The following is a 15,845-nucleotide window of genomic DNA, read 5'->3' as shown; positions in this document are numbered from 1 at the left end:
CAAGCATGGCCATTACTCTGAAGATCAACGGCAAATCCGAAACCGTCGATGCTGCGCCGGGCACGCCGCTGTTGTGGGTGCTACGCGACCACCTGCAGATGACCGGCACCAAGTTCGGCTGCGGGGTCGCCCAGTGCGGCGCCTGCACCGTTCATGTCGACGGCCAACCGACCCGCGCCTGCATCACCCCGCACGATTCGCTCGACGGCGCCAAGATCACGACGATCGAGGGCGTTGAAGGCGGCGCAGCCGCTGCCATTCGCAAGGCATGGATTGCCAATGATGTGCCCCAGTGCGGCTATTGCCAGTCCGGCCAGATCATGGCGGCGACCGCTCTGCTGCGGGACAATCCGACCCCGGATGACGCTGCCATCGACGAGGCAATGAGCGGCAATCTGTGTCGTTGCGCGACCTATATGAGCATCCGGCGCGCCATCAAGGAAGCCGCGTCCATGGCCTGATTGCTGCAGCCAGTTATCGCTTCGGTGTCGATGTCTGAATGGCGGGTTCCAGACACGAGGTGTTGGAAAGCTGCCGTTGCATCTGCCACTTAGCAGTTGGCGGCTCTCGACCCATGGCACGAACCCGCTTCGCGGGAGAGTCGCTTGGGGTGACGTAGCGTAGTATTGTTGAGGCTTTGAGAGCGGCGAAGTCGCTTGTGAGGGTGGAGTTCCTTCAACGGAAAGGAACGCACCATGGATACCATCACTACCGCTGCCCCGAACAATGCCTTGCGCGAGCGTATGTTGCAGGACATGACGATGCGTAGCTTTGGGGAGCACACGCAGAAGGACTATATCCGGCACGTCCGGTCATTTGCCGCGTTTCTCGGCCGACCACCCGATACGGCCACGATCGAAGACCTCCGGCGCTATCAGATCGCTCAGCATGAGCGTGCCATCAGTCCAGCAACCATCAACGGGGCTGTATCGGCATTGCGTTTCCTGTTCGGTATAACCCTCAAGCGGCCGGAGATGGCACTGGGACTTGTTGTCGTTCGCTGCACACCCAAGCTGCGCGAGGTTCTGAGCGTCGAGGAGGCTGCGCGGCTGATCGAGGCTGCACCGGGCATCAAGTACAAGGCAGCGTTCGGCGTGGCCTATGGCGCGGGTCTGCGCGTGTCCGAGATTGCCCACCTGAAGGTTGACGATATCGACAGCACGCGCATGCTGATCCGGGTCGAGCAGGGCAAGGGGCGCAAGGATCGTAACGCCATGCTCTCGCCGCATCTGCTGGATCTGCTTCGGCAATGGTGGCGTGAAGGCAAGCGGCGCGGGGTCATGTTACCGCACGGCTGGTTATTCCCGGGGCGCAGTTGCACCGACCCGATCTCGGCACGCCAGTTGCACCGCGCCGTGCATGAGGCGGCTGAGTTCGCCGGGATCCGCAAACGCGTGAGCCCGCATACCCTGCGCCACAGCTTTGCCACTCACCTGCTCGAGCAGGATGTCGACATCCGCGTGATCCAGGTCCTGCTTGGGCACACCAAGATCGGTACCACCGCCATCTACACCAAGGTATCGACCAGGACGATGCAGGCGGTGGCGAGCCCGCTCGACCGCATCTTCAGCCTGATGGAAGGCCCCAAGCGAACGGCATCGCCGCCCGGTTGAACCGGTGCGCACCTCGATCGAGGTCGCCGACATCTTGCGGAGTGCCGGGCCCGCGTATCGCGCAGCCCATGCCGGCCATCTGAGCCTCGGCCAGCTCAAGGTCATGACGGCGATCGAGACCTGCCGCACCGCAGCCCTTGGCGGTCACGTCGAGGCCTGCGACGACTGCGGGCACTGGCGGATCGCCTACAACTCCTGCCGCAACCGGCATTGCCCCAAGTGCCAGGGTGCGGCGGCGCGCACCTGGCTGGCCGCGCGCGAGGCCGATCTGCTGCCCGTGGGATACTTCCACGTCGTGTTCACGCTGCCGGCCGAGGTCGCGGATATCGCGTGGCAGAACAAGGCGGTGGTCTATGACCTGCTGTTCCGCGCGGCTGCGGACACGATGCTGACCATCGCCGCCGATCCCAGGCACCTCGGCGCGCGCGTCGGCATCACCGCCGTATTGCATACGTGGGGATCGGCACTGACCCATCACCCGCATGTGCACATGATCGTGCCCGGCGGGGGTATCACGCCAGACGGCAAGCGGTGGGTCTCGTCGCGCCCGGCGTTCCTTCTACCAGTGCGTGTGCTGGGCGCATTGTTCCGCCGGCTGTTCCTCACCCGGCTGCTGGCATTGTACGATGCCGGCAAGCTGGCCTTCTTCAACACCTTGGCGGGCCTCGCGACACGCAAGGTCTTCCTCCGGCATCTGTCGCCGATCCGGAAGAAGCGCTGGGTGGTCTACGCCAAACCGCCTTTTGCCGGGCCGCAGGCGGTGCTGGCCTATCTCTCGCGCTACACCCACCGCGTCGCCATCTCGAACCAGCGGCTCCTTGCCTTCGACGATGCCAGCGTGACGTTCCGTTACAAGGATTACCGTCGCAGCGGGGCTGAACGCCAGCAGGTCATGACGCTGGCGACGGACGAGTTCATCCGCCGCTTCCTGATCCACGTCCTGCCGCGCGGCTTCCATCGCATCCGGCATTACGGCCTGCTCGCCAGTTCGACGCACAAGGACGCCATGGCGCTCGCCCGCAGTCTCCTGGGGGGCGCTGCGCCGGTCGAGGAGCCCGAACCGGAAGAACCGCCCGACCATCGCCCGCCATGCCCATGCTGCGGCGGGCACATGACCATCATCGAGACCTTTGCCCGTTGCTACCAACCGCGTGCACCGCCACCCCCAGTATCCTCGGCCCGGAGACACGCGCCATGATCCGGCATGGCTCGCCCTGCACGACGGTCGGACCCATGGTGTCCCGACCGATGACCCAGCGCGTGCCCATCCCGGATTTAAGCCGGGCGCAGGGCACACTGGCCAGCAAAACCAACGCCGCTAGCAGTCTGACACCGCACAAAATCACGTTGATCAGGCCAACAGCGACACCGCCGGATCGGCTGCGCTTACCCGCAAAAACCATCCCAAAGCCGCTTTACCCATAGACCTGCGCGCGGGGCCCGCGGGTTCCTGCACTGGAGGCTTTCGTACGCAAGCGCCCGAAACCCTTCACAGTGAACGGCATCGCCGCCCGGTTGAACCGGTGCGCACCTCGATCGAGGTCGCCGACATCTTGCGGAGTGCCGGGCCCGCGTATCGCGCAGCCCATGCCGGCCATCTGAGCCTCGGCCAGCTCAAGGTCATGACGGCGATCGAGACCTGCCGCACCGCAGCCCTTGGCGGTCACGTCGAGGCCTGCGACGACTGCGGGCACTGGCGGATCGCCTACAACTCCTGCCGCAACCGGCATTGCCCCAAGTGCCAGGGTGCGGCGGCGCGCACCTGGCTGGCCGCGCGCGAGGCCGATCTGCTGCCCGTGGGATACTTCCACGTCGTGTTCACGCTGCCGGCCGAGGTCGCGGATATCGCGTGGCAGAACAAGGCGGTGGTCTATGACCTGCTGTTCCGCGCGGCTGCGGACACGATGCTGACCATCGCCGCCGATCCCAGGCACCTCGGCGCGCGCGTCGGCATCACCGCCGTATTGCATACGTGGGGATCGGCACTGACCCATCACCCGCATGTGCACATGATCGTGCCCGGCGGGGGTATCACGCCAGACGGCAAGCGGTGGGTCTCGTCGCGCCCGGCGTTCCTTCTACCAGTGCGTGTGCTGGGCGCATTGTTCCGCCGGCTGTTCCTCACCCGGCTGCTGGCATTGTACGATGCCGGCAAGCTGGCCTTCTTCAACACCTTGGCGGGCCTCGCGACACGCAAGGTCTTCCTCCGGCATCTGTCGCCGATCCGGAAGAAGCGCTGGGTGGTCTACGCCAAACCGCCTTTTGCCGGGCCGCAGGCGGTGCTGGCCTATCTCTCGCGCTACACCCACCGCGTCGCCATCTCGAACCAGCGGCTCCTTGCCTTCGACGATGCCAGCGTGACGTTCCGTTACAAGGATTACCGTCGCAGCGGGGCTGAACGCCAGCAGGTCATGACGCTGGCGACGGACGAGTTCATCCGCCGCTTCCTGATCCACGTCCTGCCGCGCGGCTTCCATCGCATCCGGCATTACGGCCTGCTCGCCAGTTCGACGCACAAGGACGCCATGGCGCTCGCCCGCAGTCTCCTGGGGGGCGCTGCGCCGGTCGAGGAGCCCGAACCGGAAGAACCGCCCGACCATCGCCCGCCATGCCCATGCTGCGGCGGGCACATGACCATCATCGAGACCTTTGCCCGTTGCTACCAACCGCGTGCACCGCCACCCCCAGTATCCTCGGCCCGGAGACACGCGCCATGATCCGGCATGGCTCGCCCTGCACGACGGTCGGACCCATGGTGTCCCGACCGATGACCCAGCGCGTGCCCATCCCGGATTTAAGCCGGGCGCAGGGCACACTGGCCAGCAAAACCAACGCCGCTAGCAGTCTGACACCGCACAAAATCACGTTGATCAGGCCAACAGCGACACCGCCGGATCGGCTGCGCTTACCCGCAAAAACCATCCCAAAGCCGCTTTACCCATAGACCTGCGCGCGGGGCCCGCGGGTTCCTGCACTGGAGGCTTTCGTACGCAAGCGCCCGAAACCCTTCACAGTCTCGGTCGTTCCCGATCGTTCGCGATGACGTCTGCTACAGCCAAAAGCGGATGAGGTGGATGGCTCCCGCTCACGGCATCTTGGTGCCAATATGGGTTGCTGTCATGCAAACCCGAGCAAAGGAGCCACCCGTCATGGAGATTAGCACAATCGGCCTCGATCTGGCCAAGAATGTTTTTCAGGTTCACGGCGTGAGCGCCACCGGTGAGGTGGTGCTCCGCAAGACACTGCGGCGAGCGCAGGTCTTGCCGTTCTTCGCAAAGCTACCGCCGTGCCTGGTGGGCGCCGAGGCCTGCGGGACGTCGCATCACTGGGCGCGCGAGCTGACGAAGCTCGGGCACGAAGTTCGGCTGATGCCGGCGTCTTACGTGAAGCCTTACGTGAAGCGCGGCAAGAACGACGCTGCCGATGCCGAGGCGATCTGCGAAGCGGTGACGCGCCAGACGATGCGGTTCGTGCCGATCAAATCGCGCGAGCAGCAGGCCGCGCTGTCGATCCACCGTGCGCGCAGCCTGCTGATCAAGCAGCGCACGCAGCTGGTCAACATGATGCGCTGCGTGCTTGCCGAGCTCGGCATTGCGATCCCGGTCGGCGTTGAAAAGGCGTTGCAGATGGCGCGAAAGATCGTCGATGGTGAGGCCGAGCTAGATCTGCCGGACGAAGCGGCGAACGTCGTCGGTGTGCTAGCCGGGCAGGTGCTCCAACTGCACACACAGTTGCGCAAGCTCGATCTTCGTCTTGCTGCTCTGCAGCGCAGTGACGAACGGGCCCGGCGCCTTGCAACGATCCCTGGCATCGGACCCGTTGGCGCTACTGCGCTCGCCGCATCGGTAGGCGACGCCGCACAGTTCAAGTCGGGACGACAGTTCGCAGCCTGGCTGGGGCTGACACCGCGCCAGCGATCGAGCGGTGGCAAGGAACGCCTCGGGCGGATCACCAAGATGGGCGACAACTATCTGCGCCAGCTGCTCGTTGTCGGTGCAACCGCATTGATCCGATCTGCCAGGAGCAAGCCCGAGACGGTCGATCCGCGCTTTGTTGCTCTACTCGCCAGAAAGCCCGCGCGCGTCGCCTCGGTTGCCATCGCCAACAAGATGGCGCGGATCGCATGGGCGATCATGGCGCGGGGCGGAGTCTTCGAGCGCGGTCATGCGCCGATACTGGCTGCATGAGAGATCAAGAGCTTAGCTGAGGAGATCAGCTTCACGACGTTGTGAGAGCAAAGCGATGTGATGGAACGAACCGGTCGGACCGGGAACAAGGACAACCCAACGAATGGCGAAGGCGTTACAGCCTGCAAAGCCGATCGGGACCATGTTCGCGGACCCCATCAGGGCCAGCAGTCCATGCCGACTGCATCAACAGGCCGGACAGACGACTGCACCCGACCCATCACCTGATCATCACTTTATGCTTGCAACGCGGGAGCCATCCACAGACGCCATACGGCTTTCAGGATCGCATTTTGGCCACGCTCATGGCTCGAACTGAGTGGATTAGCGAATGTCCGCAATGCAGAGGTCGGAAGCAGGTTTGATATCTGCGCTGGCTGTCTGGGACGCGAGAGACAAAACTCAAAAATCCGCCGACAGCGACAGGTTGAATCTGCGCGAGGGGATGAACTGGAAACCACCGCCGCCGGTGACGTTCCACCCGAAGGTGTTGGTCAGGTTTGCAATCTGCGCGCGCACCTCGGCGGGGCTGCGCCCCAGCTTGAAGCGGTAGCGCGTGCCCAGATCGATAGTCGCCCGTTCGGGAATGAACAGGCTGTTGTCGATCCGCGCCGCTCGGTCACCGGTGTAGTTGATACCCAGATCGACCGACAGGGCATCCAGGGCGGGTGGCTGATAATCGACCCTGAGGTCGAGGGTCGTGCCCACGCGGCCCAGCGGGCGTTCGCCCAAGCGGCCTTGCTCGACCGCCTCGCCGGTAACGCGGGGGCGCATCAGCATTGCACCTGCAATCACGTTAAGGCCTGGCAGGGGCTTGGCGGTGAGCGAAATCTCCGCCCCCTATGCTTCACATCGCCCAGCACCCGGAAGACATTGTCGGCGTCGAGCTCGAAATAGGGACGGCGCACATCGAACAGACCTGCGATCAGCTTGACGTCCTTCGTCAGCGTCCAGCGCACCCCCGCCTCGACCTGCCGGGTGCGCAGCGCGGGCAGGGACAGGTTGGCGTTGGCGGCAAAGGATGGCGCGGTGCCGCTTTCCTCGAGCCCGCGGGTGGTGGCGGCGTAAAGCACAATGCCATCCATCGCGGTCAGCACCGCCGAGGCATTCCAGAGGATCGGGCTGTCGGCGTTGGCGGAGGGCGCAAGGCCGGGCGCGCGCACCTTCTTGCGGTATCGGGTCTTCTGCAGACCGAAATTGATCTCTCTCAGGCCCTGCCACTGCATTTCATAGCCGAGCGCGCCGGTCTCCTGGCGTATCTCGTCGCGGGTGAGCGCGCCAAAAGCCACATCCGGCTCAGGCACCGAATCTGCGACATCGATCGCGCCAGGGCCAAGGCTGCGAAAGGCAAAGCCGCCCAGATCATCGTCCACGCGGCGAAAGCGCGCCGAGGCCAGCAGGTGGTGGCAGCGCGGGCCCTCGGTAAACTCTCGCTCGACAAGCAGTTCACCCGAATAGGATTGCGACACCTGATCGCGCCCCAACAGCACCTGCCGCTCTGTCCTGCCATGGGCGTCTGTTCTCGCGAAGAGGTTTGCCCCGAACTGGTCGATGGTGAAGCGAGAGGAGAACAGGCCCAGCCCGATTTGCCACGGCCCGCGATCGACCTTCGCCATGGCGCCGAAATTCTGCGGATGTCCCGCCCAGTCGGCCCAGTGCTGCCCGTAGAAGCGGTTGCGGGCGATGCGGCGGGGGAGGAAGGCGCCGGAAGTGAAGATCACCGGAGTCGTCTCCTCGTCGAAATAGTCGTAGCGGCTGAAGAAGCCTGTCACCTCCACGCCCTTGGCAGGCCGCCAGCGCGCGATGCCGCCATAGCGCACGAACCAGAAATCGGCTCCGTCGGGGTACACGAGTTCCTCCACCCCTGCGCCGCGAAGGCGGAGAAGCCGCGCACATTGCCGCCGTTGTAGAGCCCGATCGTCTCATCCCCGACGCTGGTGCCGAAGGCGTCCGAGGCCTGAGTGATGACGTTCTCTTCCGAGCGGTTGACCAGCGCAATGTTGGCGCCGACGTCACGCTCCCGAGCGGTTGTCGCATCCGCTTGCTCCGAGGCGGGCGGATTGCTGCCTTGCGCCGCTGCCGGACGGAGCGGGGCCAGCAGAAGCGCTGATGCCAGCAGCGCTGCGCTTCGCAAAGGCGCCGTCGTCACGCGAGCTTGAGGCGCGCGAAGCGCCGACCTGCCAGAAGCATCAGACCGGTGACAAGCGCGGCAAGGGTCGCGATCGCACCCCAGGGCATCACGCGCACGGGCGACCAGGCGAAACGCGGCATCTCCTCGGCGTCTGCGGCCCCGAGGATGGCGCCGCGCTCCACGAACTCGCCGCCGAACCGGCGCAGCGCGGTGCGGTATTGCTCGCTTGCGGTACGAAAGCCCTGCCCCCCGGCAGAATCGGTTCCGGCAGCCTCTTCCAGCGCGTGCTTGGCCACCAGCGCGGGCGAGGCCCACGACAGCGCCTCGGCGAAGCGCTGCTGGGCGGTTAGCTGCTCGGTGAAGCGCCGGTCAATCGGGGCAGTCGCCGCCTCGACCTTCTGCGCCACCTCCCAGGTCTTGCGGATCGAGGCAAGGCGGCTTTCGAATTCGCCCGATGCGATCTCCGGGTGATCGTTCTCGTAGGCCTCGGTCGAGGCGATCTCGGCGGCGCGGGCGGCGGCGATCTGCTCGAAGCGTGATGGCGGCGGGTAGCTGGCCTGCACGATGGCCGAAAACGCTGCGGGCAGCACCAGCGTGACGAGCGCCCACAGCGCGACCAGCGTGAAGGCTGCGGTCTCGGCGCCGATGTCGAGAGAGTTGATCCACGCCCCGCACGCGGCCCACAGCAGCAGGAACAGGACCGCCACCAGCAGCCATACACTCGCCGCCTGCCAGCGACCTGCCACATCCGGCCCGCTCGCCAGTTGCACGAGCACCGCCGCCGCGATCATCAGCAGCACCAGCGCAAGGCGCGGGAGAATGCGAGCGATCACCAGACGCACCGGATCGCCAGCCTGCGCCACGATCAGGCGGGCCATGCCGCTGTCGCGGTCGGCGGCGAACAGGCTGTAAAGCAGGCCGATCAGCACCAGCGGCGCAAGCACCACCACCACGAAACCGAGGTCGATCCCGCCGCGCACCAGCAGCTCCGGGTTCTCGAGCCCGCTGCGCTGGAACAGCGTGTCGCGGCCGGTGCGCATGGTGACCGTGGTGGTATAGGGATCGAGCGCCGCGCGCCCGACGCTCAGTTCGGGAAGCAGGGGAAGCGGAGCAATTAGCACCTGGCGCAGGCGATAGGGCGTGAGGATCGCCTCCTCGGGGGGCAGTTCGGCATCGGCCAGCCGCTCGCGCAATTGTTCGGCCGCCTCGCTCTGACGGAGTTGGGCGGCGGCCCGACCGTCGATCTGGCCCTGCATCAGCGCCGCGCCGGACAGGCAGGCCAGCGCCAGCGCGCCCGCAAGAACTGCTAGCAGGGCCAGCGCCGCGCGGTCGCGTAGCATCACGCGGAGCTCAAGCGCGATCATCCCGAGCACCCTATTGCCCCGCACCGTTGAGCCGCTGTGCCGAACGCAGCACTAGAACCATCGCCCCTGCCAGCCAGACCAGCAGGATCAGCGCCTCGCGCCACAGTCCGGCCAGCGTCTCGCCCAGCGACGGCGGGACGAAGGCAAAGTCCTCGACCTCGGACCACAGCTGCGGATCAGCGAGATAATCGAAGTCTGCACCAGCGCCGTTGCGGATCAGATCGGTGTTGAGTTGCGTCACCACCGCCCGGCGGCGGCTTTCGGCCTGTTCCTGAAAGGCGATCTGATGCGGCATGTCGGTGCCGCTCAGCGCCATGGAGATGTTCTGCAGGGCGGGCAGCGGGGAGACAAGACTTGCCCAGCGCAGCACCGCACGCTGGGCATCGTAGACGGCGAAGAGCGCGCGGAACTTCTCGTCATAGACCTGGTTGCCGAGCCGCTCGTCCTCCTCGAGCTGGAGACCGCCGAAGCTGACCGGCAGGTCCTCGATCCGGCTGCCCCCGTATTGCGCCATCATCTTGGCCGCAAAGGTGTCCATCCCCTCGGCGAAGGGGCTGGGATAGGCCGCCTTGGCCGCAGCGACATCGGCCCAGAACTGCTCGCCGGTGGGTGCCGGGGCGGCGTAGTCGGCAAGAGAAGCGGCGGCGCGCGGGGTCAGCACGATAGCGAAGAGCCACAGCCCCGCGAGCATCATCAGCGCCTGCCCCGAGGAGCGCGCGTGCAGCGACACCATCACAGCGATCGCCGCCACGATCGCCAGGAAAGCGCCATAGGCTATGAGCCATACGGCCAGCCGTGCCGGATCGATGGGCCCCGCACCCGCGGCGGCGATCACCCCGACGAGGCTGATCACGCCGCCCAGCGCCAGCGTCACCGCGCCGACCGAGGCGAGCTTGGCCCTGACAAGGTTTGCCGCGCCCACCCCGCTCGCCAGCATCAGCCGCAGCGTTCCCCGCTCCCGCTCGCGCGCGACGCAGCTGGCGGCGATGACGGCGACGAGCAGCGGCATAAGCATCTGCAGCACCCAGGCGAGGCTGAAGTCCCCGCTCGGCAGGATCACGGTCTGATCGTCGACCGGCCGGGCGACCGCCGGGTTGCGGTTGTGCGCCTCCATCCACACCGCGCTGCCCGAAAAGGCAGCGATACCGGGATCGAGCACCGCCTGTGCGGTGAGCGGCTTGAACGCCCATTTCGAGAAATGCGCCGCACTGTGGGGATTGCGTGCGCCCTGTCCTTCCCAGGTGGCGCGATCGGCGGCGATGGTGGCGGCGCGGTCCGCTTCATGGGCGTTGATTCGGGCATAAGCGGTCAATAGCGCGGTGACGGCCAGCGCAAGCACCAGCAATGCCATGACAACGACCCGCCGATCACGGCGCAGCTCGCGCAGGTCCTTGGTGAGGATCGCGGCGGTGATGCTCATGCCGCGCGCTCTGCCATGTGGGTGAGGTAAATCGCCTCCAGTTCGCCGGCAGAAAGGGTTGCCGGGTCGATCATGGCCAGTAGCTGCCCGTGGCGCATGATCCCGATTCGGGTGGCGACATCCTTCGCGCGGAAGATGTCGTGGGTGGAGATCAGCAGCGCCGTGCCGCCCGCAGCGGTCTCGCGCAGCACCGCGACCAGATCATTGGCGGCTGCCGGATCAAGGCCTGACAGCGGCTCGTCGAGCAGGATCGCTTTGGCCCGTTTCATTAGGGCAATCGCAAGGCCCAGCTTCTGGCGCATGCCCTTGGAATAGGTGCCCGCAGGACGATCGATAGCGCCATCGGGGAACCGCAGCCTTGAAAGGATCGCATCCCGCGCGGCACGATCGACCCGCTCGCCAGCCAGCTGCGCGAAGAAATCCAGGTTCTCCGCCCCGGTCAGTGTTGGATAGAGCGCCACGACCTCCGCCACATAGCCAAGCTTCTTGCGTGCTGCAGAAAGATTGCGGGCGACCTCGACACCGTCCACCAGCGCCGCTCCGGCGGATGGTTCCAAAAAGCCGAGGAAGAGGTTGATCGTGGTGGTCTTGCCAGCGCCGTTCGCCCCGAGCAGGCACACAGTCTCGCCCGCCGCGACCTGAAGGTCGAGCCGATCGAGCGCCACAGCCTCGCCAAACTGCTTGGTGAGACCGACCGCTTCGAGCACCTGAGGCTGCGTCGTCATGCTGCCCTCGTCTTCTCAGAATCCTGCGCGCAGGGTCAGTTGGACCTGACGGCGCTCTCCAAAGAATACCGCGCGGAAATCGCCGCCGGTGAAATAGGTCTCGTCAAACAGGTTCTTCACATTGAGCGCGGCTTCGAACGGGCCGAAATCGTGACGCACCGCTGCGTCGAACACGGTGAAGGCGGGGAGGATGTCGAGCGCATCATTGGCCCGGCGCTCGCCGACATGGCGCACCCCAATGCTGCCTTCACTTCTTTGCAGTCCGACGGCATCGCCCAGCAGCGTCAGGAACATGCTTGCCGAGTTTTTGGGGACATTGAGCGAGGTCAGGCCGACATCACCATTGTTGCTAGCCCGCACCTTGGCATCGAGATAGGTATAGCCCGCCTGTACAATCAGCGCCTCGCCGATCCGTCCACTGAGCTCGATCTCCGCCCCCTTGTGCCGCTGCGCGCCGATCAGCACGCTGAAGCCGGGATTGGCAGGATCGCCATTGACGATGTTGGTCTGGTCGATCTGGAAGATCGCCGCCTGCGCCGACAGCCGCTTATCGGAAGATTGCCAGCGCAGACCAGCTTCGATCTGCTCGCCCTGCGAGGGCGGCGGAGTTTGCCCATTGGTGAGCGGATCGAACCCGAACTGTGGCTCGAAAGATTGGCTATAGCTAAGGTAGGGCGAAAACCCGGCGTCGCTGACATACATAACCGCCGCGTTGAAACTGGTATCGCTGTCGTCCTGAGTGCGGGTGGTTCCGGCGAGCACATCGGTGCTGCTGGTGTCCGAGTCCGACTGGCGCACCCCGGCGACCACGATAAACCGCTCTGCGATCTTAGCCCGATATTGGGCGTAAAGGCCAACCTGCTTCAAGGCGACGTCAGCCGAGAAGAACGGCCCCAACGGCACGGGAGCGATGCCATAGACAGGCGCGTTGGGGTTGATCGGCGCCAGGCCGAACAGCTCGCCCGAATTGCGATCGGTGAAGTCCTGATAGTCGATACCGATCATCACCCGGTGTTCGATGTTGCCGGTGCCAAACACAGCTTCAAGCTGGTTGTCGGTCGAGAGCATCTTGCGATCGCCGATGTAGTCGAACCCACGGCGGGTAATGCTTGTCGGTGTTGAACCCCCGCGCGGCGCCTGAACGATCGGGCCTTCAATGCTGAGATCGCTGTATCTGAGGCGCGAGCGGAACTGGATCGCGTCGCTGAACCGGTGCGAGAACTGGTAACCGATCTGGACCTGTTCCGACGTCAGCCGATCAAGATCGGGCTCGCCCAGAAACAGCGAACGCCGGATCGGCCCGGCGGCGCTCGGCTGCAAGGTGCCCAACAGAGGCACGCCGATGGTGCGGTCGTAATCATCGCGCTGATAGAGCGCGAGCAGCGTCAGCTTGGTCGCATCGCTCGGCTGCCAGGTGACGCTGGGCGCCACGAAGATCCGCTCGGCCCCGACGAAGTCCTGCGTGTCCCCGCGCGAGGCGTAGACAATCGGCGCGCGCGCAGACAACGTGCCGCTTTCGTTAAGCGCCCCGCCAATATCGGCAGTGAGGCGATAAAAGTCGTCGGTACCGATGGTCGCGGTGAAATCGGCGACCCGCTCAGGCGAAGCGACGCGGCTCGTCATGTTGACCACACCGCCCGGCGCGATCTGTCCGAACAGCACGGATGCCGGCCCCTTCACAACCTCGATCGAGGCGAGCCCGCCCGGCTCCTGCTGCTGAAGGTAGCTCGGATCAAGCCGCAGACCATCGCGGAACTGGTAGCGCGATTGATTGAACCCTCGCACGAGGAATTCATCGAAACCCGATCGCCCCGCAAGTTCGGCTTGCACCGAAGGCACGTAACGCAGGATTTCCTCGACGCTGGTGGCGTTCTGGCGCTCGAAGGCGTCTTGCATAATGACGGTGATGTTCTGCGGAGTCTCGGCCAGCGGAACGTCGAGCTTGGCGATCGCAGTGGCGGTAACGACAATGTCGGCCGCATTGTCTTGATCTGCTTTGCTGCCTTCCTGAGCTTGCAGCGCCGTCGGCACCGCAGAGATAACCGCAGCCAAAATGATTTTCTTCACGTCTTTCATTGACCCCCTGCGCTTCCTGACAATGCTAATTGATATGTTACACCATTACATTTAGCAACGCTTATGTTCAAAATCCTGCTGACCCATCGATGGCTTTCACTTGTGCTGGGGCTGCCGATGGCTCTCGTCGCATTGACTGGTATGCCACTGGCTCTGTGGGAAGAGGCCGATGCCATTTTCGCACCAAACTTCTATCCGTCCACGCCTGCAAGCGCGAAGGGCGCCGCCGACCGCGCCATCTCCGTGGTCAAAGCCCGGCACCCCGGCATAGCGCTGGATTTCATCTATTTTCCGCGCGCCTCCTCTGCGATGCACGTCGGCGGAACGACCAGTTCTGGCGAGCAGATCGAGGTGGCGGTTGACGGATCTGGCCAGCTGATCCTTGGCACGCGAAGCCACAGCGCCAGCACGATCGGCCAGATCCATGCATTCCACTCCGAATTCTTCGCGGGCGATGCCGGGCGATGGCTCATGCTCGCTTTGGCATGGGTGCTGTTCGTCTCAACCGCCACGGGGGTGTGGATGTGGCTGGTGCAGCGGCGGCTTGAGCGAGCCTCGCTGAAAATGACCCGCACCCCGAGCAGAGCCAAAGTGCTTCACAACGTAATTGGCATCTGGTCATCCGGGCTGTTGCTTACGATGGCTCTGACGACGATCGTGCTGACCTGGCAGGACCAACCGGGAACGCTAGCGCATGTTCATACCCGCCACTCACCGACTGCACCGATGGCAGGGAGGATAGCCCATGCCGTCGAAATTCACGCTGGCACGATGAAGCTCCGCAGCATTTCGCTTCGTGCCCCACCTGACGCGCCGGCCCGCGCAATTGTCGAAAACTCAGCCGGGATCATGCGCATCATGTTGGTCGACATCGAAGGAGGGGCCGTCATCGCCGAGCGGCCGCTGGCGGTGACCTCGACCGATGCATTTGCGCGAGGATTGCATGGCGGGTCTGCCTTTGGGCATGCAGGGCGTTGGTTCATGGCTGGCGCGAGCCTCTTACCCATAACATTGTTCTTGACCGGCCTTTGGATGTTCACGCGAAGGAGGTGCCGAAAGCGACGATGAAAACCGATCCATCGCATGCGACACACCAGACCCATTCCGCGGTGACCAGATGGGGGTCGCTTGCTGAACGGCAGCAATTGGGAAGCGCTCCCGCAAAAAGCCGCCAATCGGGAGGCGATCACCACAGTGTCGGCTTTTGGTGAAGTCGGGCATCTTCAAGGCGGTTTAGAAAGGGCAGAAATGTCCCACGAACGGGCATTCGCATTCGGCAGCAGTCGACCCAGAGCACGAACCCGCTTCGCGGGAGAGTCGCTTGGGGTGACGTAGCGTAGTATTGTTGAGGCTTTGAGAGCGGCGAAGTCGCTTGTGAGGGTGGAGTTCCTTCAACGGAAAGGAACGCACCATGGATACCATCACTACCGCTGCCCCGAACAATGCCTTGCGCGAGCGTATGTTGCAGGACATGACGATGCGTAGCTTTGGGGAGCACACGCAGAAGGACTATATCCGGCACGTCCGGTCATTTGCCGCGTTTCTCGGCCGACCACCCGATACGGCCACGATCGAAGACCTCCGGCGCTATCAGATCGCTCAGCATGAGCGTGCCATCAGTCCAGCAACCATCAACGGGGCTGTATCGGCATTGCGTTTCCTGTTCGGTATAACCCTCAAGCGGCCGGAGATGGCACTGGGACTTGTTGTCGTTCGCTGCACACCCAAGCTGCGCGAGGTTCTGAGCGTCGAGGAGGCTGCGCGGCTGATCGAGGCTGCACCGGGCATCAAGTACAAGGCAGCGTTCGGCGTGGCCTATGGCGCGGGTCTGCGCGTGTCCGAGATTGCCCACCTGAAGGTTGACGATATCGACAGCACGCGCATGCTGATCCGGGTCGAGCAGGGCAAGGGGCGCAAGGATCGTAACGCCATGCTCTCGCCGCATCTGCTGGATCTGCTTCGGCAATGGTGGCGTGAAGGCAAGCGGCGCGGGGTCATGTTACCGCACGGCTGGTTATTCCCGGGGCGCAGTTGCACCGACCCGATCTCGGCACGCCAGTTGCACCGCGCCGTGCATGAGGCGGCTGAGTTCGCCGGGATCCGCAAACGCGTGAGCCCGCATACCCTGCGCCACAGCTTTGCCACTCACCTGCTCGAGCAGGATGTCGACATCCGCGTGATCCAGGTCCTGCTTGGGCACACCAAGATCGGTACCACCGCCATCTACACCAAGGTATCGACCAGGACGATGCAGGCGGTGGCGAGCCCGCTCGACCGCATCTTCAGCCTGATGGAAGGCCCCAAGCGAACGGCATCGCCGCCCGGTTGA

At 64.5% G+C, this 15,845-nt stretch carries 13 protein-coding genes; 7 read left to right on the top strand and 6 right to left on the bottom strand.

Translation table 11 applies throughout. The features are described 5' to 3' along the window. Nucleotides 1-5 precede the first annotated feature (5 nt). From B5J99_RS18160 to B5J99_RS18140, 5 genes are all read left to right on the top strand, one after another. The gene (locus B5J99_RS18160; RefSeq protein WP_117353221.1) at nucleotides 6-461 is read left to right on the top strand and encodes a (2Fe-2S)-binding protein; all 456 of its coding nucleotides are present in this window, start codon (nucleotides 6-8) and stop codon (nucleotides 459-461) included. A 234-nt stretch (nucleotides 462-695) separates the two neighbouring features. Beyond that, nucleotides 696-1,613: a tyrosine-type recombinase/integrase gene (locus B5J99_RS18155; protein WP_054135460.1), complete on the top strand. Its 918-nt coding sequence runs from the start codon at nucleotides 696-698 to the stop codon at nucleotides 1,611-1,613. Nucleotides 1,614-1,617: 4 nt separating this feature from the next. Next, entirely contained in the window at nucleotides 1,618-2,811 is a 1,194-nt protein-coding gene (locus B5J99_RS18150) for an IS91 family transposase (protein WP_054135461.1), read from the top strand. Nucleotides 2,812-3,136: 325 nt separating this feature from the next. Further along, nucleotides 3,137-4,330 carry an IS91 family transposase gene (locus B5J99_RS18145; protein WP_054135461.1) on the top strand — a complete coding sequence of 398 codons (1,194 nt, stop codon included), beginning with the start codon at nucleotides 3,137-3,139 and terminating at the stop codon, nucleotides 4,328-4,330. A gap of 432 nt (nucleotides 4,331-4,762) precedes the next feature. Beyond that, on the top strand, nucleotides 4,763-5,800 hold the full coding sequence (locus B5J99_RS18140) for an IS110 family RNA-guided transposase (protein ID WP_117351837.1): 1,038 nt from the start codon (nucleotides 4,763-4,765) through the stop codon (nucleotides 5,798-5,800). 402 nt (nucleotides 5,801-6,202) lie between these two features. Here the strand turns inward: B5J99_RS18140 and B5J99_RS18135 are convergent, their stop codons facing one another. The 6 genes from B5J99_RS18135 to B5J99_RS18110 all read right to left on the bottom strand — a co-directional run bounded on the left by B5J99_RS18135 (nucleotide 6,203) and on the right by B5J99_RS18110 (nucleotide 13,492). Beyond that, entirely contained in the window at nucleotides 6,203-6,580 is a 378-nt protein-coding gene (locus tag B5J99_RS18135; protein ID WP_117353220.1) for a TonB-dependent receptor, read from the bottom strand. Between the two features lie 11 nt (nucleotides 6,581-6,591). Then, complete coding sequence (locus B5J99_RS18130) at nucleotides 6,592-7,650, bottom strand: porin family protein (protein WP_162892662.1); 1,059 nt, start codon at nucleotides 7,648-7,650, stop codon at nucleotides 6,592-6,594. 295 nt (nucleotides 7,651-7,945) lie between these two features. After that, complete coding sequence (locus tag B5J99_RS18125) at nucleotides 7,946-9,295, bottom strand: DUF3526 domain-containing protein (protein ID WP_162892661.1); 1,350 nt, start codon at nucleotides 9,293-9,295, stop codon at nucleotides 7,946-7,948. A 10-nt stretch (nucleotides 9,296-9,305) separates the two neighbouring features. Next, on the bottom strand, nucleotides 9,306-10,715 hold the full coding sequence (locus tag B5J99_RS18120; RefSeq protein WP_117353217.1) for a DUF3526 domain-containing protein: 1,410 nt from the start codon (nucleotides 10,713-10,715) through the stop codon (nucleotides 9,306-9,308). After that, complete coding sequence (locus B5J99_RS18115) at nucleotides 10,712-11,440, bottom strand: ABC transporter ATP-binding protein (protein ID WP_211337848.1); 729 nt, start codon at nucleotides 11,438-11,440, stop codon at nucleotides 10,712-10,714. Before B5J99_RS18115 ends, B5J99_RS18120 begins: the two co-directional genes overlap by 4 nt. A 15-nt stretch (nucleotides 11,441-11,455) precedes the next feature. Then, nucleotides 11,456-13,492, bottom strand: coding sequence for a TonB-dependent siderophore receptor (locus tag B5J99_RS18110; protein ID WP_162892660.1), 2,037 nt, complete (start codon nucleotides 13,490-13,492; stop codon nucleotides 11,456-11,458). 87 nt (nucleotides 13,493-13,579) lie between these two features. Between B5J99_RS18110 and B5J99_RS18105 the strand changes: the two genes are divergently transcribed. Both B5J99_RS18105 and B5J99_RS18100 read left to right on the top strand, forming a co-directional pair. Further along, on the top strand, nucleotides 13,580-14,584 hold the full coding sequence (locus B5J99_RS18105; RefSeq protein WP_117353215.1) for a PepSY-associated TM helix domain-containing protein: 1,005 nt from the start codon (nucleotides 13,580-13,582) through the stop codon (nucleotides 14,582-14,584). Nucleotides 14,585-14,927: 343 nt separating this feature from the next. Then, nucleotides 14,928-15,845 (top strand): tyrosine-type recombinase/integrase, encoded by a 918-nt coding sequence (locus B5J99_RS18100; RefSeq protein WP_054135460.1) that lies wholly within the window; start codon nucleotides 14,928-14,930, stop codon nucleotides 15,843-15,845.

Source organism: Blastomonas fulva (assembly GCF_003431825.1).
Classification (GTDB): Bacteria; Pseudomonadota; Alphaproteobacteria; order Sphingomonadales; family Sphingomonadaceae; genus Blastomonas; species Blastomonas fulva.
The sequence above is the reverse complement of the archived record's forward strand: the minus strand, read 5'-3'. Positions and strand labels throughout refer to the sequence as shown.

Excerpts from the sequence above, each read along its gene's own strand:
- B5J99_RS18140 (WP_117351837.1), top strand. The coding sequence starts at position 4,763 with ATGGAGATTAGCACAATCGGCCTCGATCTGGCCAAGAATGTTTTTCAG.
- B5J99_RS18115 (WP_211337848.1), bottom strand. The coding sequence starts at position 11,440 with ATGACGACGCAGCCTCAGGTGCTCGAAGCGGTCGGTCTCACCAAGCAG.
- B5J99_RS18100 (WP_054135460.1), top strand. The coding sequence starts at position 14,928 with ATGGATACCATCACTACCGCTGCCCCGAACAATGCCTTGCGCGAGCGT.
- B5J99_RS18160 (WP_117353221.1), top strand. The coding sequence starts at position 6 with ATGGCCATTACTCTGAAGATCAACGGCAAATCCGAAACCGTCGATGCT.
- B5J99_RS18135 (WP_117353220.1), bottom strand. The coding sequence starts at position 6,580 with ATGCTGATGCGCCCCCGCGTTACCGGCGAGGCGGTCGAGCAAGGCCGC.
- B5J99_RS18105 (WP_117353215.1), top strand. The coding sequence starts at position 13,580 with ATGTTCAAAATCCTGCTGACCCATCGATGGCTTTCACTTGTGCTGGGG.
- B5J99_RS18155 (WP_054135460.1), top strand. The coding sequence starts at position 696 with ATGGATACCATCACTACCGCTGCCCCGAACAATGCCTTGCGCGAGCGT.
- B5J99_RS18125 (WP_162892661.1), bottom strand. The coding sequence starts at position 9,295 with ATGATCGCGCTTGAGCTCCGCGTGATGCTACGCGACCGCGCGGCGCTG.
- B5J99_RS18120 (WP_117353217.1), bottom strand. The coding sequence starts at position 10,715 with ATGAGCATCACCGCCGCGATCCTCACCAAGGACCTGCGCGAGCTGCGC.